Source organism: Serratia sp. CoH_134_PS_4 (genome assembly GCF_058190535.1).
The window spans coordinates 145,160-166,838 of sequence record NZ_JBXWKI010000010.1 but is presented as its reverse complement, the minus strand read 5'-3'; the positions used below and the strand labels follow the sequence as shown (position 1 = coordinate 166,838).

17 protein-coding genes and 1 pseudogene are annotated in these 21,679 nt (G+C 54.5%); 10 read left to right on the top strand and 8 right to left on the bottom strand.

The window, feature by feature from the left end; translation table 11 throughout:
* Positions 1 to 77: 77 nt before the first annotated feature.
* Together relA and AC2FCQ_RS16830 are read right to left on the bottom strand one after the other, a co-directional pair.
* Complete coding sequence (gene relA, locus AC2FCQ_RS16835) at positions 78 to 2,309, bottom strand: GTP diphosphokinase (RefSeq protein ID WP_037425654.1); 2,232 nt, start codon at positions 2,307 to 2,309, stop codon at positions 78 to 80.
* 9 nt (positions 2,310 to 2,318) lie between these two features.
* Positions 2,319 to 2,921: pseudogene (locus AC2FCQ_RS16830) on the bottom strand (class I SAM-dependent RNA methyltransferase family protein); the annotation flags it as partial.
* A gap of 96 nt (positions 2,922 to 3,017) precedes the next feature.
* Here AC2FCQ_RS16830 and barA point away from each other — a divergent pair.
* Positions 3,018 to 5,738 carry a two-component sensor histidine kinase BarA gene (gene barA / locus AC2FCQ_RS16825; protein ID WP_209635142.1) on the top strand — a complete coding sequence of 907 codons (2,721 nt, stop codon included), beginning with the start codon at positions 3,018 to 3,020 and terminating at the stop codon, positions 5,736 to 5,738.
* Between the two features lie 64 nt (positions 5,739 to 5,802).
* Here barA and degP read toward each other — a convergent pair whose 3' ends face one another.
* Positions 5,803 to 7,239, bottom strand: a complete 1,437-nt coding sequence (degP, locus tag AC2FCQ_RS16820; protein ID WP_209635140.1) for a serine endoprotease DegP — start codon at positions 7,237 to 7,239, stop codon at positions 5,803 to 5,805.
* A 190-nt stretch (positions 7,240 to 7,429) separates the two neighbouring features.
* Complete coding sequence (gene dgt, locus AC2FCQ_RS16815; RefSeq protein WP_265555776.1) at positions 7,430 to 8,947, bottom strand: dGTPase; 1,518 nt, start codon at positions 8,945 to 8,947, stop codon at positions 7,430 to 7,432.
* A gap of 129 nt (positions 8,948 to 9,076) precedes the next feature.
* On the opposite strand from dgt, the gene mtnN reads away from it, so the two are divergent.
* The 4 genes from mtnN (at position 9,077) to AC2FCQ_RS16795 (ending at position 11,675) form a co-directional block, all read left to right on the top strand.
* Entirely contained in the window at positions 9,077 to 9,778 is a 702-nt protein-coding gene (gene mtnN / locus AC2FCQ_RS16810; protein WP_209635137.1) for a 5'-methylthioadenosine/S-adenosylhomocysteine nucleosidase, read from the top strand.
* Positions 9,779 to 9,824: 46 nt separating this feature from the next.
* Entirely contained in the window at positions 9,825 to 10,586 is a 762-nt protein-coding gene (gene btuF / locus AC2FCQ_RS16805) for a vitamin B12 ABC transporter substrate-binding protein BtuF (RefSeq protein WP_490308652.1), read from the top strand.
* Entirely contained in the window at positions 10,586 to 11,200 is a 615-nt protein-coding gene (locus tag AC2FCQ_RS16800) for a TRIC cation channel family protein (protein WP_012005233.1), read from the top strand. The genes btuF and AC2FCQ_RS16800 overlap by 1 nt, the downstream gene beginning before the upstream one ends.
* 229 nt (positions 11,201 to 11,429) lie before the next feature.
* Positions 11,430 to 11,675: a hypothetical protein gene (locus AC2FCQ_RS16795; RefSeq protein WP_265555778.1), complete on the top strand. Its 246-nt coding sequence runs from the start codon at positions 11,430 to 11,432 to the stop codon at positions 11,673 to 11,675.
* Between the two features lie 57 nt (positions 11,676 to 11,732).
* On the opposite strand, the gene erpA is transcribed toward AC2FCQ_RS16795, so the two are convergent.
* Positions 11,733 to 12,077: an iron-sulfur cluster insertion protein ErpA gene (gene erpA, locus AC2FCQ_RS16790; protein WP_004950184.1), complete on the bottom strand. Its 345-nt coding sequence runs from the start codon at positions 12,075 to 12,077 to the stop codon at positions 11,733 to 11,735.
* Between the two features lie 89 nt (positions 12,078 to 12,166).
* Complete coding sequence (clcA, locus tag AC2FCQ_RS16785; protein WP_209635110.1) at positions 12,167 to 13,606, bottom strand: H(+)/Cl(-) exchange transporter ClcA; 1,440 nt, start codon at positions 13,604 to 13,606, stop codon at positions 12,167 to 12,169.
* A gap of 178 nt (positions 13,607 to 13,784) precedes the next feature.
* On the opposite strand from clcA, the gene hemL reads away from it, so the two are divergent.
* Positions 13,785 to 15,074, top strand: a complete 1,290-nt coding sequence (hemL, locus tag AC2FCQ_RS16780; RefSeq protein ID WP_209635108.1) for a glutamate-1-semialdehyde 2,1-aminomutase — start codon at positions 13,785 to 13,787, stop codon at positions 15,072 to 15,074.
* A 72-nt stretch (positions 15,075 to 15,146) separates the two neighbouring features.
* On the opposite strand, the gene ampE is transcribed toward hemL, so the two are convergent.
* Positions 15,147 to 16,001, bottom strand: coding sequence for a beta-lactamase regulator AmpE (gene ampE, locus AC2FCQ_RS16775; protein ID WP_209635105.1), 855 nt, complete (start codon positions 15,999 to 16,001; stop codon positions 15,147 to 15,149).
* 250 nt (positions 16,002 to 16,251) lie between these two features.
* On the opposite strand from ampE, the gene nadC reads away from it, so the two are divergent.
* The 4 genes from nadC (at position 16,252) to hofC (ending at position 20,427) form a co-directional block, all read left to right on the top strand.
* Positions 16,252 to 17,142, top strand: a complete 891-nt coding sequence (gene nadC, locus AC2FCQ_RS16770; RefSeq protein WP_265555780.1) for a carboxylating nicotinate-nucleotide diphosphorylase — start codon at positions 16,252 to 16,254, stop codon at positions 17,140 to 17,142.
* A 191-nt stretch (positions 17,143 to 17,333) separates the two neighbouring features.
* Positions 17,334 to 17,783: a prepilin peptidase-dependent pilin gene (ppdD, locus tag AC2FCQ_RS16765; protein ID WP_490308619.1), complete on the top strand. Its 450-nt coding sequence runs from the start codon at positions 17,334 to 17,336 to the stop codon at positions 17,781 to 17,783.
* Positions 17,780 to 19,231 (top strand): type II secretion system protein GspE, encoded by a 1,452-nt coding sequence (gspE, locus tag AC2FCQ_RS16760; RefSeq protein ID WP_490308620.1) that lies wholly within the window; start codon positions 17,780 to 17,782, stop codon positions 19,229 to 19,231. Before ppdD ends, gspE begins: the two co-directional genes overlap by 4 nt.
* The gene (gene hofC, locus AC2FCQ_RS16755; RefSeq protein WP_404760412.1) at positions 19,228 to 20,427 is read left to right on the top strand and encodes a protein transport protein HofC; all 1,200 of its coding nucleotides are present in this window, start codon (positions 19,228 to 19,230) and stop codon (positions 20,425 to 20,427) included. Before gspE ends, hofC begins: the two co-directional genes overlap by 4 nt.
* A gap of 68 nt (positions 20,428 to 20,495) precedes the next feature.
* On the opposite strand, the gene AC2FCQ_RS16750 is transcribed toward hofC, so the two are convergent.
* Positions 20,496 to 21,539 (bottom strand): GMP reductase, encoded by a 1,044-nt coding sequence (locus AC2FCQ_RS16750; protein ID WP_209635095.1) that lies wholly within the window; start codon positions 21,537 to 21,539, stop codon positions 20,496 to 20,498.
* Positions 21,540 to 21,679 lie beyond the last annotated feature (140 nt).

Genomic DNA, 21,679 nt, shown 5'->3' with positions numbered 1-21,679 from the left:
CGAACATATTCGCCCCTACAATAACGGAGGCCAAGGAGCTTGGCCAACAACGATGCGGCGCGAAAGACGCAGGGGATTTAGCTGCCGTGCAGGCGTTTGGCGTCTATCACGTCCGGCAGCTGATTGAGCTTTGCAAGCACCCGGCCCAGCACCTGCTGGTTGTAAATCTCGATGTCCATGTCGATGGTTGCCAACTGCTTTTTGGTGTCGCTCCGGCTGGCTACGCCCAGTACGTTAACCTTTTCGTTGGCCAAAATGGTGGTGATATCACGCAACAAACCGCTGCGATCGTTAGCCATCACGCGCACCACCAGCGAGTAACCGCTGGAGTAGCTTTCCCCCCACACCGCATCCACAATACGTTCTGGCGCGTGCGATTGCAGATCAACCAGTTGATCACAGTCCGCACGGTGAATGGATATGCCGCGCCCCTGGGTGATAAAACCGACAATATCGTCACCCGGGATCGGCTGGCAACAGCGGGCAATGTGGTGCATCAGATTGCCGACCCCTTCTACCACTACCCGGCCATTGTCTTTGCTGCGCGTCGCTGGCGGGGCTTTATGCTGAACCAACTGACGCAGCGCTTCGCGATCCTGTTCCTCAGCACTTGGCTTGTTGAACTTGCCTTGCAGGAAGTTCACCATCTGATTCAGGCGAATATCTCCACCGCCAATCGCCGCCAAGATTTCATCCAGTGAATTCATGTTGTAACGCGGGATCAGCAGCTTCTCGGCCTCTTTCAGGCTGATACCCAGGTGCTCCAGCTCACTGTCCAGCATCTGGCGACCAGCCAAAATATTCTTGTCGCGATCCTGCTTACGGAACCAGTTGTGGATCTTGGAGCGTCCGCGGCTGGTTGTGACGTAACCCAGGTTAGGGTTCAGCCAGTCACGGCTTGGGTTTGGTTGCTTCTGAGTGATGATTTCAATCTGATCACCCATCCGTAACTGATAGGTGAACGGCACGATACGGCCGCCTATTTTGGCACCGATACAACGGTGGCCGACATCACTGTGAATATGGTAAGCAAAGTCGAGCGGTGTGGAACCGGCTGGCAGATCCACCACATCGCCTTTCGGGGTAAACACATAAACCCGATCGTCGAACACCTGGCTGCGCACTTCGTCGAGCATCTCGCCGGAGTCCGCCATCTCTTCCTGCCAGGCGATCAGTTTCCGCAACCAGGCAATGCGCTCCTCATAACCGGAACGTACCGTCGCGACCGCGCCTTCTTTGTATTTCCAGTGTGCGGCCACGCCCAGTTCAGCATCTTCATGCATCTGACGGGTACGGATCTGGATCTCAAGCGTCTTGCCGCGTGGCCCCAGGACCACGGTGTGGATCGATTGATAGCCGTTGGGTTTCGGGTTTGCCACATAGTCGTCGAACTCATCCGGCAAATGGCGGAAATGGGTATGTACAATCCCCAAGGCCGCATAACAGTCCTGTAAACGTTCGACCACCACGCGCACTGCGCGCACATCAAACAGCTCGTCAAACGCCAGCGCTTTTTTCTGCATCTTGCGCCAGATGCTGTAAATATGTTTTGGTCGACCGTAAATGTCCGCCTTAACGCCTTCGTCGCCCATCGCACTGCGCAGCGAAGCAACAAAGTCATCAATAAACTGCTCGCGATCGATACGGCGTTCATGCAGCAGCTTGGCGATGCGTTTGTATTCGTCCGGGTGCAAGTAGCGGAAGCAGAAATCTTCCAGTTCCCATTTCAGTTGCCCGATACCGAGCCGATTGGCCAGAGGAGCGTAGATATTCGAACACTCTTTGGCTGCCAGCACGCGTTCGTCTTCCGGCGCGTCTTTCACTTCTCGCAGGTGGGCGATACGCTCCGCCAGCTTGATCACCACGCAGCGGAAATCCTCCACCATCGCCAATAACATGCGACGCACGTTATCGACCTGCTCGGAGGCCATCGAGTCGTTTTGGGTGGCTTTCAACTGGCGGATAGCGTCCATATCGCGTACGCCATGTACCAGATAGGTAATGCCCTTACCGAACTCTTCGGTCAGGGTATCTTCTTGAACAATGCCGGCATCCACCAACGGGAACAGCAGCGCGGCGCGCATGCTGTCGTTGTCCATGCTCAGGGTCGACAGGATTTCAACCATTTCCAACCCGCGCCACAGTAACAGTGACGCGTTAGGATGGTTCTGGGTTTGTTGCTCACAGTAGCGCCAGGTTGCGGCTAATCGCTCACATGACTGCGGGTTAGGTAGCCCCAAGCTGGCAATCCACTCGTCGAGAGCAAATTCACCAGCCGTGTTCAGATGTGCACTTCTTACCGCAACCATAACCTCTCCCTACTTTGCAGCGACCTCTGGCGCAGAACCGTTAATAAACAGCGCCATTGACTCAAGATGCCCCGTATGCGGAAACCTATCCAACATCCGCACACGCGCAAGACGATAACCGGCGCTCAGCAGCCAGTGCTGTCGCATGCCCGCACGGTAAGGATACAGAAAACGTAAACCTCCCGCTCTGGCGCCAGTTTTACAATATGTGACATCATGCTGACCGCACCCGCACGGGCCAGTTCCAGCATCACCTTATAAAATCCTTGTGCTGCCCAAGGTTGCTGCTCAATGTCTTCGTCCCCATTATCGAGGAAGAAGCAGGCGTTACTCAGCCTTTTCTTATGTGCATTATATTGCCCATTCGCTACCGGTGTGGCAACACCTTCTATGCCCACCACAGCAGCGCATCCCGCCAGCGGCAGGATAAAATTGCCCATGCCGCAGGGACAGATCCAATACCCGATCATTGGGTTGAATCCTGAGCCATTCAAGGGCCCGCCCCCCCCTTTACCGATTTACGCTGTTATTTTCCTGAAGAAAGTCACGCAGACCGAAGTCTAAGCGTAGTCCGTCGACCTGATCATACGGCACTTCTCTGCACGGTTTTTCGCGCTGGCGACGAAATAAATTGCACCATATTTGTCGATTGAGTGCCGGTTCATTTAAAGTAGGCTGTGTTCGGCAATTCTCCCACATTGGACTCCCATGACCAAATACAGCCTGCGGGCGCGCATGATGATCCTTATTCTGGCCCCAACGCTGTTGATTGGTCTGTTGCTCAGCACCTTCTTCGTAGTACATCGCTACAATGAATTACAAGAACAGCTGGTTGATGCCGGTGCCAGTATTATTGAACCCTTGGCGGTGGCCAGCGAGTACGGCATGACGTTCCGCAGCCGTGAGTCGGTCAGGCAGTTGGTCAGCCTGTTGCACCGCCGGCATTCAGATATTGTGCGTTCCATTACCGTATTCGACGCGCAGAACAATCTGTTCGTCACCTCGAATTACCATCACAACGTTGCCCAATTGCAGTTGCCGAAAGGGGTTCCTATCCCCACCGATCTGATGTTAACGCGTCGCGGAGACTCACTGATCTTACGCACCCCAATCTTGGCAGAGAGCCAATATCCGGATCAAACGGCCAATAACGATCCTCAGCAGGACAACCGTCTGGGGTATGTCGCGATCGAACTGGATCTGCAATCAGTCCGGCTACAGCAATACAAGGAGGTGTTTGTCTCCACCCTGTTGCTGCTGTTGTGTATGTGCATCGCCATCTTGTTTGCTTACCGCCTGATGCGCGACGTCACCGGCCCGATCCGCAATATGGTCAATACCGTTGACCGCATCCGCCGTGGACAGCTCGACAGCCGCGTCGAAGGCTTTATGCTCGGCGAACTGCATATGCTAAAGAACGGCATCAACTCAATGGCAATGTCGCTCACCGCATATCACGAGGAGATGCAACAGAACATCGATCAGGCCACCTCCGACCTGCGCGAGACGCTGGAGCAGATGGAGATCCAAAACGTTGAACTGGATCTGGCGAAGAAACGCGCCCAGGAGGCGGCACGTATTAAATCCGAATTCCTGGCGAACATGTCGCACGAGCTCCGTACCCCGCTCAATGGCGTGATCGGCTTTACCCGCCAGATGCTGAAAACCGAAATGAGCGTCACGCAGACCGACTATCTGCAAACCATTGAACGTTCGGCCAATAACTTACTGACCATCATCAACGACGTCCTGGACTTCTCTAAACTGGAGGCCGGCAAGCTGGTGCTGGAACATATTCCGTTCTCACTGCGTGAGACCCTGGATGAAGTGATTGTATTGCTGGCGCCTAGCGCCCATGAGAAAGGGCTGGAACTCACGCTCGACGTACACAACGACGTGCCAGAACAAGTGATCGGCGATTCGTTACGTTTGCAGCAAATCATTACCAACCTGCTCGGCAACGCGATTAAATTTACCGAAACAGGCAACATTGATATCCGCGTCGAGCTGCGAAGCCAACAAGATCGCCAGATCGAGCTGGAAGTACAAATCCACGACACCGGAATTGGCATATCCGAACGGCAACAGTCGCAATTGTTCCAGGCGTTCCGACAAGCAGATGCCAGTATTTCACGCCGCCACGGTGGGACCGGCCTGGGGTTGGTGATAACCCAGAAGCTGGTGAAAGAAATGGGGGGCGATATTTGCTTCCACAGCCAACTGAATCGCGGATCGACCTTCTGGTTCCACATCACACTCGATCTGCACGAGGGCATGCTGTCGCTGTCGACAAATTTGCCGGACCTGCAAGGCAAGACGCTGGGGTATATCGAAGCTAATCCGATGGCGGCTCAGGCAACGCTCAATATGTTGAGCGCCACCAACCTGGTAATCACCCATACGCCGACGCTCGCCCAATTGCCGAAGAAAAATTACGATTTCCTGCTGGTGGGGGTGCCGATCCCTTTCCGCGACAATATGGCACAACACGAAAGCAAACTGCTGGCAGCACTGCAGATCGCCAATCGTGTGATTCTCGCACTGCCTTGCCAATCGCAGATCAACGCAGAACAACTCAAACAGCAAGGCGCTGCCGGCTGCCTGATCAAGCCGATCACCAGCAACCGCCTGTTCCCACTGCTGCGTATGGAAGCCCCGCTGCGCCTGCCTGCCCTGCCGGAACGTAAACGTCTGCCTCTCACCGTAATGGCCGTTGATGACAACCCAGCCAATCTGAAGCTGATCGGTACGCTGCTCGCTGAGCAAGTGGAAAAAACGCTGCTGTGTGAAAGTGGAGAAGAAGCGTTAGTGTTGGCACGCGACAACGTGCTGGATTTGATCCTGATGGATATTCAGATGCCAAATATCGACGGTATCCGCACCAGCGAACTGATCCGTCAATTACCACACCACAATTCAACGCCAATCGTTGCCGTCACCGCCCATGCCGTCAGCGGTGAACGCGAGCATCTGCTGCAAGCCGGTATGGATGACTATCTGGCAAAGCCGATTGACGAAGCGATGCTCACCCGCGTGTTAGCTCGCTACCACAGTGATGAGTCGGAACCATTGGCATCAACCGATGCCCCACTGCAGTCGCTCGATTGGCCCCTGGCACTGCGTCAGGCAGCGAACAAGCCCGATCTGGCGCACGACCTACTCCAGATGCTGCTCGACTTCCTGCCCCAGGTCAGTGGACGGGTACAAGCCCTGCTGGACGGCGCGGCAGACGACAATATTCTCGATTTGATCCACAAGCTGCACGGCAGCTGCAGTTACAGCGGCGTACCGCGTCTGAAACACCTGTGTTTCTATCTCGAACAGCAGCTACGCCTGGGCGTCAGCAATGACGAGTTAGAGCCGGAATGGCTGGAACTGTTGGATGAGATTGGGTTGGTCAGCCAGGCAGCGCGCACTCATCTGGCTTGATACTGTACGCGCACCGGAAATAAAAAAGGCACGCTGTCGCGTGCCTTTTAGGAAGAACGAGCAATTACTGCATCAACAGATACAACGTGGTATCGCCGCGCAGGATGTTCAGTGCCAGCACCGAAGGTTTGCTGTCGAGGATCTTACGCAGTTCACCCAGGTTCTGAATTGGCTGCTGATTAACCCCGAGGATAAAGTCGCCTTTTTTCAAGCCAATACGTGCTGCGGCACTGCCGGCTTTAACGTTATCCACTTTCACGCCTTTCTGGCTACCGGTTTGGCCGTTGCTCAACTCGGCACCTTCAATGCCGGTGTAGATGTTGCCAGATTCAACCTGCGTTTGAGTGCTTTGTTCCAGCGTGACGTCCACGGTGATCGGTTTGCCGTCGCGAATGATACCCAGCGACATTTTGCTGCCGACCGGCAGAGTCCCGATTTCCGCGCGGAATGACGCGAAGCTGGAGATGGCTTTGCCGTTCATGGTAACAATCACGTCACCGGCCTTGATGCCCGCCTTGGCGGCAGAAGACTTCGGCATTACCTGGCTGACAAATGCCCCGCGCTGCGCGTCAACTTTCATCGCTTTCGCCAGTTCAGAGTTCAGCTCGGTACCCATAATGCCCAACTCACCGCGTTTCACCTGACCATACTCAACCATTTGCGCGGTCAGGTTTTTCACCATGTTGCTTGGTATAGCGAAACCAATACCAATGTTGCCGCCATCTGGCGCCAGAATCGCGGTGTTGATGCCGATCAGCTCGCCGTTCAAATTAACCAGTGCGCCACCGGAATTACCGCGGTTAATCGCCGCATCGGTCTGGATAAAGTTCTCGTAGTTCTCAATATTCAGTCCACTGCGGCCCAGGGCAGAAACGATACCAGAAGTGGCTGTTTCACCAAGCCCGTACGGGTTACCGATCGCGACGGTATAATCACCCACACGCAGTTGGTCCGAGTCCGCCATTTTAATCGCCGTCAGGTTTTTAAAGTCTTTCAGCTGGATCAACGCAATATCAGAGCGAGGATCTTTACCAATCACCTTGGCGTCAAACTTACGGCCGTCGCTCAGTTGAACCTGAATTTTATTGGCGTTGTCCACCACATGGTTGTTGGTCACCACGTAGCCTTTAGTGGCGTCAATCACCACCCCAGCACCCAACGCCTGGAATTTTTGCTGAGTGCCTTGACCAGGAGCCCCCTGCTCACCACCAGCTCCCTGGCACATCGGCGACCCCTGGAACGGGGAACCATCCTGGCAGAACGGTGAATCCTCACCAAAGAACTGCTGGAACTGTTGCGGCATCTTCGGTGTATTCACTGTGGTGCTGCCTTCGACGTTAATGCTCACCACCGAAGGCATCACTTTCTCCAACATCGGTGCCAAACTCGGCAGTTGCTGGGTACTGGAGGATGCGGTTTCTGCAGCGCTGGCCGTCACCGGGCCCATCGCCATACCAATGCTAAATGCCAGCGCGCTCAGGACTAATACGGTTTTTTTCATCTGTGTGTCTCTTATAAAGTCGTTCAAAAGTATTAGGGTCTTTGTGCATAGTCAGAACATATTAATAACCCGAAGTTCCGGCACAGATTATTGGTAATAGTAAACAAATATTGTCCGTCTTTACAAAACTAGAAATATGCGCCGAACGGCTAACGAAAATGCTTAAAATAACATTTATTAGCTCAAGGAATTATTCCGCAGCCATCAATCGGCGGTATTCATCATAAGCATAAAGATCGGTCATACCACTGATATAATCCTGCAGCAAACGGGCGCGGAAATAATATTCACGGATCGCCAATTGCTCGGACGACAGATGCTGCAATCCTTCAACCGCTTCCACATAGGCCAGCCGATGTTTGGTAGAAAGTTTATGAAACAGGCGCGTTTCAATTGGGTAAGCACGGTGGCTGTCTTCCTGTACCAGACGTGTAAAATCTGCCAATGGCATGGCCAGTAATGGGCTATAGATATCCAGTAACCCGCTGATTACACGGTAACCCTGCAGCTCTAATTGCTCAACTTCCGGGTGGTTAAAGACATGTTTAAACGCAACATTCTTGAATATTTTCAGCAGTTGATACGCTGGGCTCGAGTCTTCCAGCAAGGCCTGATTAAAGTTGCCTTGATACACCGCGTCCAGGTTATCAATAAAGCGCTGCGCAGCATGCGGGACTAAACGTGCCACGGTGAACACGCGCAGATACATGAAGAATTGATCTTCGGCACTGCGCCGTGTGCCACCGCGATCGCTCTTGCGAAAAGCACTGGCCACCGTTTTATCAAACAGATCGCCTGGCGAAACTTCACCCCATTCCTGAGTTAAATGCTGGTAAAGCTGTTCGACAGTGAAAATGTTTTTTTCCACTGCGTCTTCCAGGTCGGCGATACAATAAGAAATATCGTCTGCGGCTTCCATAATATAAGTCAATGGGAAACGGTCGAACTCCCCCATATTTAGCTCACGCCGCAGCCTATCGACAAATGCTTCCTCTGCCAGATAAAAACCCGGCTTTTTCATCAGATAGTCGTGACTGGCAGGAATGTCGGCGGCCCAATAGGCTGGACGAGTGTATTTCAGGATACACCCCACCTGCGCATACGTCAGATTTAGCTTCAACAGGGTATACACCAGCCGGATCGCTTGGGCATTGCCTTCGAAATGGCTAAGATCGTGGCGTATGCGGCTACGCAGGCGGTTAAGATCGCTCTCGCCCTCATGCAAACGTAATACGCTGACTTGGCAGCGATCGTGACTGGCAGGTTCGCTGCCGCAACTGGCGGGATCAAGCCGCTGCGAAAACCAGTCATTGATCGCCGACTCGCCAAAATGACCGAAGGGCGGGTTGCCGATGTCATGCATCAGGCAGGCCATTTCAACAATACTTTCAAAGGGGTCGAGCAGTTTGGTCAGGCCAAGAGCGTCTATCCGCCCATCCTGCTTGAAGCGATTGAGTATTTCTTTAGCGATATGCCGCCCCACTTGTTGCACCTCCATCGAATGCGTCAGGCGGCTGCGTACCGCTGCATTACGCTCGAGGGGAAACACCTGGGTTTTTTGCTGCAGGCGACGAATGGCGGCTGAATTGACAATGCGCCCGCGATCGCTCTCGAACTGCCGCACAATGTCGTATTCTTCTTCGGCTTCAATTGGCTTGCTGAATGGCCGCTGGAAGCTGATTTTCTGCTTAAAGTCGATCCCGGACATCTGTTTCTCCGCCGTTGCACCCTGCCTCCGTGATAACAATTCCCGGCGGCATATGCAACGGATTATCTCTCTATGAGAGCCATGATAGACTATGGCGCAATTCCCACACCCAATCAGCGAGTCTTATTTATGAAAGTAGGCATCATCGGCGCAATGGAGCAGGAAGTCACCCTGCTGCGCGATCAAATTGAAAACCGTCAGACCATTCAACGCGCGGGTTGTGAAATCTATACCGGCCAGATCGGCGGCGTTGACGTGGCCCTGCTCAAGTCAGGTATCGGCAAAGTCTCTGCAGCGATGGGTACCACTCTACTGCTGGAACACTGCAAACCGGACGTGGTGATTAATACCGGTTCTGCCGGTGGCCTGGCGAGCACGCTCAAGGTCGGCGATATCGTGGTATCCGAAGAAGTACGTTATCACGACGCCGACGTGACTGCCTTCGGTTACGAACCGGGCCAAATGGCCGGTTGCCCTGCAGCCTTCGTGGCAAACGACGCGCTGATTGCGCTGGCGGAAAGCTGCATCAAACAACTGAATTTGAACGCGGTACGCGGCCTGATTTGCAGCGGCGACGCCTTCATCAACGGCGCTGAGCCGTTGGCACGCATTCGCGCCACGTTTCCGAACGTTGCTGCTGTGGAAATGGAAGCCGCTGCCGTCGGCCATGTTTGCCACTTGTTCGGTACGCCGTTTGTGGTCGTGCGCGCGATCTCTGACGTTGCTGACAGTGAGTCGCACATGAGCTTTGACGAGTTTCTTTCCGTCGCCGCCAAGCAATCTACACTGATGGTTAACACCATGCTGCAAACCTTGGCTAAGCGCGGTTGATGTGACGCAACGCTTTTCAGTCCTGCTGTGGCTGCTGGCATTATGGATGGCGCTGCCTGCCGGCGCCGCCCAACGGGTGATCAGCCTGGCACCCAACACAACCGAACTGGCCTATGCCGCTGGCATGGGGGATACCTTGCTGGCGGTAAGCGCTTATTCCGACTACCCGCCCGCCGCCCAGAAGCTGGAACAAGTTGCGTCGTGGCAAGGGATCAACCTGGAGCGGGTACTGGCACTGAAGCCGGATCTGATCCTGGCATGGCGCGGCGGCAATCCACAGCGAGTACTGGATCAGCTCGCCGCCTTCGGTATCCCGATCTTTTATGCAGATGCCACCACGATTGATGATATAGCCCAATCTCTGGACAAACTGGCGCAATATAGCCCGCACCCTGAGCAAGCGCATCAGGCCGCAGAGGCTATCCGTAAACAAATTGCCGATCTGAAAGCAAAATACCCGCACAATCAGTCACGGCGGGTCCTGCTGCAATTTGGCACCCAACCGCTGTTCACCAGTTCCGGTGCCACGCTACAAAGTCAGGTATTGTCGCTGTGCGGCGCGGAGAACATCTTTGCAGACAGCCGTATGCCGTGGCCGCAAATCAGCCGGGAACAGGTGCTGGCTCGCCAGCCACAAGCGATCGTTATCGCGGGCGACCAAAAAGAGATCGCCAGCGTGAAAGCCTTTTGGACACCACAATTGCAGGTGCCGGTGATTGCGCTGAATGGGGATTGGTTCAACCGTCCCGGGCCGCGCATCATGCTGGCAGCACAGCAATTGTGTCATCAATTGGCGGAGCTTCATTAATGCTGGTGTTCTGGCTGGATATTCTCGGCACTGCGGTTTTCGCCATTTCAGGCGTATTACTGGCGGGCAAGTTGCGTATGGATCCGTTCGGCGTGCTCGTCCTGGGCGTCGTCACCGCGGTCGGTGGCGGCACCATCCGCGATATGGCGTTGGCCAACGGCCCGGTCTTTTGGGTTAAAGATCCAACCGATCTGGTGGTAGCAATGATCACCTGCGTGCTGACACTGCTGCTGGTACGTCAGCCACGCCGCTTACCAAAATGGATCCTGCCGGTGTTGGACGCCGTTGGACTGGCGGTTTTTGTCGGCATTGGTGTAAATAAAGCCTTTGCCGCCGATGCCAGTCCATTGGTGGCAATCTGTATGGGTGTCATTACCGGGGTTGGCGGCGGCATTATCCGTGACGTGCTGGCACGGGAAATCCCGATGATTCTGCGAACCGAAATTTACGCCACCGCCTGTATTATCGGTGGCATTGTCCATGCGACCGCCTACGCGACCTTCGGCATGCCCTTACAACAGGCGATGATGCTCGGTATGGGCATTACGCTGGCTATCCGGCTCGCGGCTATCCGCTGGCACCTCAAACTCCCTGCCTTCATCCTTGAACGATAACCAAATCCCGCCCGTATCGGGCGGAATCTTATGACATCGATACGCCATAAGTCGGAATATTAGACCAATTAGTAGCTAAATGTTATTATCAACGCCTTAAAAACCGCTGGAAATCAATGTAATAAACTTTTTAACCCCAAGTTAATTATTCCCCAGCCTTGTTAAAACTTATTAACTTTTTGCCGATAAGCCATTATGTGATTGCTTACGGATGGCTATTCCCCAAACTATGAAGAATATTCTCTTTTTATTCAGCGTGCTGCTGTGCAGCTCTTTCGTTTACGCCGGCAATATGAGCGGGCAAATTGGTGTCAGCCTGACCATCGCCCCAATCTGCAGCGTGGATACAGGGGGTTCAACGCCACAGGTAACATGCGGTAATACGGCCAGTGCCCAGCCTAAAGTCACCCGCAGTCCGTTAGCCACAGAGGGCGAAAATGATGCTTACCGAGAACTGATCACGGTGGAATGGTAACCATAAAAAAACCCGCAAACCGATGGGGTTGGCGGGTTTATACGCTGGCTGGTGGGATCACACGCTGAACGAGGATCCGCAGCCGCAGGTAGTTTTGGCGTTCGGGTTAGTTACCACGAAGCGCGAGCCTTCCAGCCCTTCGGTATAATCAACCGAGCCACCGACCAGATATTGCAGGCTCATCGGATCAACAACCAGAGCAACACCCTGTTTCTCGATGGTCATATCACCGTCATTGACCTTATCGTCAAAAGTGAAGCCGTACTGGAATCCGCTGCAACCGCCACCGGTAATGTAAACCCGTAACTTCAGATTCGGGTTTTCTTCGTCAGCAATCAGGACTTTAACCTTACTTGCTGCTGCCTCGGTAAATTGCAGGGGCAGTGCTGTTTCATCACTCATACTCTTTACTCCCAACATTGTTCTGCATCAGGTCGCTACAATGGCGGCCGGATTAATGTTAATGATTATCCAATACCTGAGTGTTGCGTTCAAGTATTCACCGCATTTGTTGTATTTTCTTTACCTGTTTTATCTGCCGCTTCACTGGCCTGCTGCGCTTCCTGACGCTGTAGCGTACGGGCCAATATTGAGGAATACAACGGCTTGCCCCCAAGGAACTGAGCCACCAGCGTAGCACCAAGGCAGGTAATAATCATGGGCAGTATGAGCTGATAGTTATCGGTCATTTCCAACACCAAGACGATACCGGTCAGGGGCGCGCGCACTGTCGCAGCGAACAAGGCTCCCATGCCGGCAATAGCGAATGTGCCAGCCTCGATGCCATACTGCGGGAACAAATGAGCACCGGCCAAGCCAAAAGCCGTACCAAACAGCGTGCCCAACGCCAGCATCGGTGCAAAAATCCCCCCCGGGGCACCGGAACCGAAGCACAGTAACGTGGTGATGACCCGGGTAATGAAAATAAACATCAGCATACCGACGCTGTAGTTACCTGCCGCAGCGATCGGGATCAGGCCAAAGCCTCCACCTGCGGCCTCCGGTTGGATCAACCCCAGGATGCCGCAAATGCCGCCGAGCAATCCCCCCATCAGCAAAATCTTGCGCATCTTGCCGCCGTGCAGACGAGCAAACATGTCCTGAGTGCGGAAAATTAGCGCGTTGAACATCACGCCAACCGCGCCGAATATGGCCCCCAGCACCAGGTATAACCAAAGGGTATTAATCGGTGCGGAGGAAAGCTTGCCCACCGCAATCACCGATCCTTCGCCATTGAACAACTGAAACACCACGCTCGACATAATAACGCCGATAAACACCGCTTTAATTGAGATCAGGTTATAGCGGAACTGCGGGCGCATCTCTTCAATGATGAACAGAATGCCGGCCAGCGGCGCATTGAAGGCGGCCGAGAGGCCGGCAGCCGCACCGGTAGCCAACAGCGAATGACGCGCCTCTGCGCCGCGCATACGGAAAATATCCAGCACCATACGCCCAACGTTGCCCCCCATCTGCACCGTCGGCCCTTCACGACCTAGCACCATGCCCGCCCCAAGCGTACCCATGCCGCCAATAAACTTCACCGGAATCACTCGCCACCAGCGTACTGGGCGCAGTTCTTCCAATGCGCCTTCAATTTCCGGAATACCCGATCCCCCGGCTTCAGGGGCAAAACGGCGGACCAAATAATAGCCCAGCACGGCCAGCCCGGCAGAAAGAACAAAAGCCAACGGCCACACCAGAATCCAGTAATCAGCGACCTGTGCCAACGCAGAAAGGCGCTGCTGCTGCACCCAATCCACCGCTTTATCAAATGCCACGCCAAGCAAACCGGCCAGAGTCCCCACCACCGCGGCCATGAACAAGACAGCCACGGGCGTTTTATCACGACGCATAAACTGGCGCACCATGTCACTCCGTTTGAGTCTTGGAGCCCGTGCGAGCGGTGATTGTTGCTGTAATTCAGTCATAATGGGCTATTCATTAGTGGAGTTAAATGTAATACAAATAGGCAAGTCGAATATTCTAGCGCACCCACTGACCAACCGCCCCCCTAAATAGGTATCTGACTGTGATCGTTTCATATCAGCGAACACTTCACTAGAATAGCGCGGTCAAATCATTCAAAGAGAATCCAGGAGCCGATTTATGAGCTTACACAACAAGTCCGAAAATCTGTATGCCCAGGCACAACAGGTAATCCCAGGCGGGGTTAACTCTCCGGTGCGTGCATTCAGCGGCGTTGGTGGTGTGCCACTGTTTATCGAGCGTGCAGACGGGGCTTACCTGTTTGACGTCGACGGCAAAGCCTATATCGACTACGTCGGTTCCTGGGGCCCGATGGTACTGGGGCATAACCACCCGGCGATCCGCAACGCAGTGATCGAAGCGGCACAGCGTGGCCTGAGCTTTGGCGCACCTACCGAGATGGAAGTCAAAATGGCCGAGCTGGTCACCGAACTGGTGCCCACCATGGACATGGTGCGAATGGTGAACTCAGGCACCGAAGCCACCATGAGCGCAATCCGCTTGGCGCGTGGCTATACCAATCGCGATAAAATCATCAAATTTGAAGGCTGCTACCACGGTCACGCCGACTGCCTGCTGGTAAAAGCCGGCTCCGGCGCACTGACGCTGGGCCAACCGAACTCACCGGGCGTACCGGCCGACTTCGCCAAACACACCCTGACCTGCACCTTTAACGATCTGGATTCGGTACGTACCGCATTTGAGCAGTACCCTTCAGAGATCGCCTGTATCATCGTTGAGCCAGTCGCAGGCAACATGAACTGTGTACCACCGTTGCCTGAATTCCTGCCAGGTCTGCGCGCACTGTGTGACAAGTACGGTGCCCTGCTGATTATCGACGAAGTCATGACCGGCTTCCGCGTGGCGCTGGCAGGGGCGCAGTCCTATTACGATGTAGAACCCGACCTTACTTGCCTGGGTAAAATCATCGGTGGCGGCATGCCCGTTGGCGCGTTCGGCGGCCGTCGTGACGTGATGGCCGCACTGGCGCCCACCGGCCCGGTTTATCAGGCAGGTACACTGTCCGGTAACCCGATTGCAATGGCCGCGGGCTACGCCTGCCTTACCGAAGTTTCGCAGGTGGGTATCCACCAGACACTGACCGAACTCACAGATATGCTGGCGGATGGCCTGCTGCATGCGGCAAAAGAAGAAAACATCCCGTTGGTGGTAAACCACGTTGGTGGCATGTTCGGCTTGTTCTTTACCGATGCTCCGTCAGTCACCTGCTATCAGGATGTGATGCAGTGCGATGTAGAGCGCTTCAAGCGCTTCTTCCACCTGATGCTGGATGAAGGCGTTTATCTGGCGCCTTCCGCCTTTGAAGCGGGCTTTATGTCTGTTGCGCATAGTAAAGAAGATATCCAACGCACCATCGACGCTGCACGCCGCAGCTTCGCCAAACTGTAAGCTTCGGCAATCCAACAAAAACGGGCGCTAAGCGCCCGTTTTTTATTTCTGGTGGTTAAGCCACATACCGTCTTAGAGCAGGGTGCCGTAAATCGTCAATAGCGCCACCACCACCACAATGATCATTGTTACCTTACGCGCCAACGTTACCGCTGCCCGTGGGGTCTGCACTGGATCCATATGGGGTTCCCGCGCTAATGAGAACTGCGCCAATCGCGTCAACACCTGATACTGCGAAGAATGGCGATCCCCCAACGATGCCACCCATGCCGGCAGCGCTTTCTCACCATGCCCGATCAATGCATAGGCCACACCGGCCAGGCGTACTGGGATCCAGTCTAACCAGTGCAGCAGATGATCGATGCCCGACTGTGAACGTTCCAACGGGGTATTATGACGCGCCAACCAGGTTTGATAGGCACGCAGGAAAGAATAGCCCGCCAAGGCAATCGGTCCGTAGGGCCCGCAGACGACAAACCAGAACAGCGGCGCCAAATAATAGCGGAAGTTAATCCACAGCAACGCGTTCTGCAGTTCACGCAAGCGCAGCTCTTCGCTGCAATCCACTGGCAAGCCGTGAATTAGCGCCAGTTCTTCCGCCATCTGATCACTGGCATGTACATCTCCCTGACGTGCCGCCTTCAGATAGGCACGGTAGTGTTTGCGCTTAATACCCGCGCCCACACACAGCAAATCAATAATGATCCACAGCAACAGCGTCACTACGCCGAAAAACAGCCCCTGAGCCAGCCACAGAATCCCCCCTACCACAACCATCCAGGCAAGAGTCATCAGTAACGTCTGTGCTAGTGAAAATCGATGTAACCGATGAAACACCACCTCCAGGCGGTGATCCAACTGCCAATGCTCCCCTAGCTTGAACAAACGTTCCCACGCCAGAACCAGTAACAGCGTAAACAGCGTCATTAGCGACTCCTCTCCTTTTCCATTATTCCAAGCATAGCGTCATCGGGCTTGCCGGGTTGTTCCAGAGATGCCAGATATAACTCCCCGTCAAACACAGGGCTGGGACGATCCTGCTGTGCATGGCGATGTGCGGTGCAGGCATCGGATAATGTATGATTAGCAGCGCAACCAACGTGCTGCTGTGGTACTTGTCACGGCAACAGAGTAGCATGTTCCCTCTACGAACTTACCGTCCATTTCGGAGTTTTCTATGCCGACACGCCGCTACAGTGCCGACAGTCGCCGCACCGAGCTTCTTGAACGAATTGAAAGCGATATCCCCTATGCCGTTGCCCAGGCCCTGCGTGAAGACCTGGGGGGCGAAGTCGATGCCGAACGCGATATTACCGCGCAATTGTTACCGGCCGACACCCAAGCCGAAGCGACCATCATCACCCGTGAACCCGGCATATTTTGCGGCCAACGCTGGTTGAACGAAGTCTTCATCCAATTGGGTAACCAGGTGAAGGTGGAATGGCTGGTGGCAGACGGCGATAGCCTGGTGCCCGATCAACTGCTCTGCAAACTGACCGGCCCGGCACGAGTGCTACTGACGGGTGAACGTACCGCACTGAACTTTGTACAGACGCTTTCTGGCGTAGCGACCGAAGTCAGCCGCTATGTGGCACTGTTACAAGGCACGCAAACTCGCCTGCTGGACACCCGTAAGACTTTGCCTGGGCTGCGCACCGCGCTGAAATATGCGGTGTTGTGCGGCGGTGGCAGCAACCACCGGCTGGGGCTATCCGACGCCTTCCTGATCAAAGAAAACCACATCATTGCCTCCGGTTCGATTAAAAAGGCGGTCGAGAAAGCGTTCTGGCTGCATGCCGACGTGCCCGTCGAAGTCGAAGTGGAGTCGCTGGATGAATTACAACAGGCGCTGGATGCCGGCGCCGACATCGTCATGCTGGATAACTTCAGCGTTGAGATGATGCGCACCGCTGTGGCGCAAACTCAGGGCCGTGCTCAACTGGAGGTTTCAGGTAATGTCACCAGTGACACCCTGCGCACCTTCGCCGAAACCGGCGTGGACTACATTTCCGTTGGTGCCCTGACCAAACACGTGACCGCCCTCGATCTGTCGATGCGCTTCAAATAATGCCCCCGCCTTCCCGCTGCGGCGGGGAGGTGTTCCCCATCAACATTGCGACATCCCCCCCAATGTTGTAACCCCAGCTGCAAACACAACGCATTACGCTGGAAGCACACCGCAAAACGCCGCTAAGCCCCTCGAAGCCTCTATCCCTAGCGTTTACCCTGCCCTCCACATTCATTAGGAGGCAACAACAGATGGAAACACAGCGCGGTTTTACCTTGATCGAATTGATGGTGGTGATCGCCATTATTGCGATCCTCAGCGCCATCGGCATTCCCGCCTATCAGCGGTATATCCAAAAAGCAGCGATGACCGACATGCTGCAAACCATGACCCCATATAAAATGGCCGTTGAGTTATGTGTACTCGCCAATAGCGTACCCACTGCGTGCAACGCCGGCAGTCAAGGCATCCCTACAGGCGGGACATCACGTTATGTCAGCGCAGTTCAGGTCAGCCAAGGTGTTATTTCGCTGACCGGCACACAAACGCTTCAGGGGCTGACGGTGACGCTCACCCCAACTCAAAATACCCGCGGTCTGACCCGCTGGACCCGCCAGTGCAGCAGTGACAACACCAACTTGCAAGAGACCTGCCAAGAGGTCTTCCGTTTTGATACAACCAACACGACGCCAACACCATGAGTGTGACGATCAGCGATGAAATCCATGCACTGTGCCGACGCTATCAGGCGTTGGCACTCAGTGAAGACGAGTACTGCCTGAACGTTGCCCTGGCTGAAGAAGCGCCTCCAGCATTGCTAACGGCCCTGCGTTTCGCCACCGGTAAACGCATTCATCTGGAACAGTGGCCAGCAGCCCGGTTAGAGCTGGAGCTAAATCACCGTCAAATACAGGGCGACCACTTCCAACAAGCCCTTCAGGAACCTGAACCAGAGACCCCCTCATTAAATGATGACAGTGACGCCCCCGTCGTACAGTTCATTAATCAGACCTTGCGCATCGCCATTCAACGGCGCGCTTCGGATATTCATGTTGAACCTTACCAGCAGACGCTGCGTATCCGACTGCGCATCGACGGCGTACTACAAGCCATAGCGTCACCACCTTTTGCACTGGCCGCACGCCTTACCGCCCGGCTGAAGATCATGGGGCAACTGGACATTGCCGAACGACGCCTGCCGCAAGATGGTCAGCTCAGCGTACAGTTGGATAACGCGACATACTCAATGCGCATCGCCACCTTACCCACGCTGCACGGTGAAAAAGTGGTACTGCGGATCCTGCACACTGAGCGTCAGGAGCTACCGTTGGAGCAGTTGGGTATGGATCAGACTGCGCTGGCACAGTTTGCCGCAGCGCTGTCCTGTCCTCAGGGCCTGATCCTGGTCACCGGCCCGACGGGTAGCGGTAAAACCGTTACCCTCTATAGCGGCCTCCGCCAGTTAAATGACGCGCAGAGCAATTTATGCAGTGTCGAGGACCCCATTGAGATCCCGCTGTTTGGCGTCAACCAAACGCAGATTAACGCCAAAACCGATCTGGATTTCTCTCGCGTTTTACGCGCCTTACTGCGGCAAGATCCGGATATCATCATGATCGGTGAAATCCGCGATCGAGAAACGGCAGAAATCGCGGTTAAAGCCGCGCAAACCGGTCATCTGGTGCTTTCCACATTGCACACCAATTCCACCAGCGAAACGCTAACGCGCCTGACCCATATGGGCATTCCCGGTTATTTGATTGCCGCCTGCCTGAAATTGGTGATTGCCCAACGACTGGTGCGCAAACTTTGCCGTCACTGCCGTTATCAACAAAGCGGGGCGGTGCACTTCCCCACTGCAATTTGGGCTGACCCTCTGCACCCCTGGCAAGCCGATGGCTGCGAACACTGTTTCAGCGGTTACTATGGCCGTATCGGAGTCTATGAATTGTTGACCATCACACCAGAGGTGCAGACCGGTCTATTGCAAGGTGCAGCCCCTGCTCAATTAGCCGATATTGCACGACAGCAGGGGCAAGCAACATTGTTGCAAGCCGGGTTAACGTTGGTTTCTCAAGGTATTACCTCGCTTGAAGAGGTGTATCGCATTGTCGGCATCATTATTGCCGACACCGGAGAGGCACCGTGAAAAACTTACGTCTTTTCCTCTGGCAGGCGATTGACTCCCAAGGGCAACTGCACCAAGGGGAATTGATGAGCCCCGAAAAGAACAGGGTCAGCCTGTGGCTTATCGAACAAGGGCTACAGCCCTACAAAATTGACAGTGGTAAACGCATTCCCCCCAGCCAGTGGCGCGGAGACCCCCTGATCCAATTCACTCGTCAGCTTGCCACTTTGTTGCAGGCCGGGCTACCGCTGGTTAGCGGATTACAACTCCTGGCAGCAGAACACCCTTCCGCCGCCTGGCGCTGTTTGCTACGGGAGCTCAGCGAATTGGTGCAGCAAGGCCAGCCGTTTTCGGAAGCCATCGCCGGACAAACGGCCATATTCCCGTTGATCTACCGCCAATTGATCGCCATTGGGGAGCTCACCGGCCACCTGGATGAATGCTGCCTACAGCTGGCCCAACAGCAGGAAGCCCATCAAAAGCTGCAGAAGAAAGTGGTTAAGGCACTGCGTTATCCCTTGTTTATCTGTGCTGTAGCGCTACTGGTGAGCATGCTAATGCTGGTCATGGTGTTGCCGGAGTTTGCCGGTGTCTACCAGTCATTCAATGCGCCCCTGCCGTGGTTTACTCAAGGACTGCTGAATCTTTCCGCCCTGTTGATCGAGAGCGGCCCCTGGCTAGCCCTCGTACTGTTCTGTATGACGCTGGCTTATTTTCACCGTCTGCACCCGCAACCACGATGGCGCAGGCGTGAACAGGCAGCGCTACTCCACCTGCCGCTGATTGCGCCCTTGATCAAAGGCGGCTGTCTAAGCCAAATATTCCGCATTCTGGCGATGACCCAGCAAGCCGGGTTAACGCTGATTGAAGGCTTGAACGCAGCCGCACTGTCGATAGATAACCTGTTTTACCGTCAGGCAATTGAGAAGGTGCAGCAACAGATTGCGCAAGGGCACACTTTCCATAGCGCGTTGAAGCAACAAACGCTTTTCCCTTCGCTTTGTCAGCAGTTGGTACGGGTTGGCGAAGAGTCGGGATCGTTAGATACGCTGCTGGGCAAACTTGCTCTGTGGCATGAGCAGCAAACCTTTGAGCGGGCCGACACCCTGGCGCAAACCCTGGAACCCATATTGATGCTGGTGGTCGGTGGGATCGTAGGCACACTGGTGATCGCAATGTACCTGCCGATATTTCAGTTGGGGAATGTGTTGGGATGAACCTGAAGACGAACATGGGCGCAGCAAAACACTGCACCCACAATTTAGCTACGTGCAAGCAAGCCAGATTACTTGCTGCCGAAAACGCGGTTTTCCTGCTCCGCTACGCGGATGAAGGTGGTACGTTTGGTCAGCTCTTTCAGACGTTCTGCACCGACATACGTACAGGCAGAACGCAGGCCGCCCAAGATGTCACGAACGGTAAACTCAACCTCACCGCGCAAAGGCAGCTTAACGGTTTTGCCTTCTGCTGCCCGGTACTCAGCAACGCCACCAACGTGGCGTTTCATGGCTGACTCGGAGCTCATGCCGTAGAACAGCATGAATTTCTCACCGTTCTCTTCCACAACTGTCCCTTCGCACTCGTCGTGGCCGGCCAACATGCCGCCTAACATGACAAAGTCCGCGCCACCACCAAAGGCTTTCGCAACATCACCCGGCACGGAACAACCACCGTCGCTGACAATCTGGCCACCAAGACCATGTGCCGCATCGGCGCACTCGATCACTGCAGACAGTTGCGGATAGCCAACGCCCGTTTTCACTCGGGTGGTGCAGACTGAGCCAGGGCCAATACCGACTTTAACGATATCGGCACCGGACAGGATAAGTTCTTCAACCATTTCGCCAGTGACGACGTTACCGGCACAAATCACATGTTTTGGACAGGCCTCACGCGCTTTCTGTAAGAAAGCGACAAAATGCTCTGAGTAACCATTAGCGACGTCGATACAGATAAACTTCAGCCCCGGAGACAGAGCCAAAATCTGCTGCATCTTCACAAAATCGGCGTCGGAGGTACCGGTTGAAACCATAACGTGGCGCAGCACTGAGGCCGGGACGCGTTGCACAAACGCGGCCCATTGCTCAACGGTGTAGTGTTTGTGTACGGCAGTGAGAACGTCGAAGGAAGCCAGGGCCTCTGCCATGCTGAAGGTGCCGACTGAGTCCATGTTGGCGGCAATAATTGGCACACCGGACCAGCTCAAGCCAGAATGTTTAAAGGTAAACTGACGTTCCAGCTCAACCTCTGAACGGCTTTTCAGCGTAGAACGTTTAGGACGGATCAGCACATCTTTAAAGCCTAACTTCAAATCTTCTTCAATACGCATGACTAATGATTTCCTGGTTTATGGCGACGGATCGCAGAGAGTATTCGAACCTATACCCTATAAAGTTGAAGTTTCAGCCAGCAACGCTGTAACTTGAAGAATGGCGGGTATAGATTAATGCCAGTTCCAGTGACGCTATC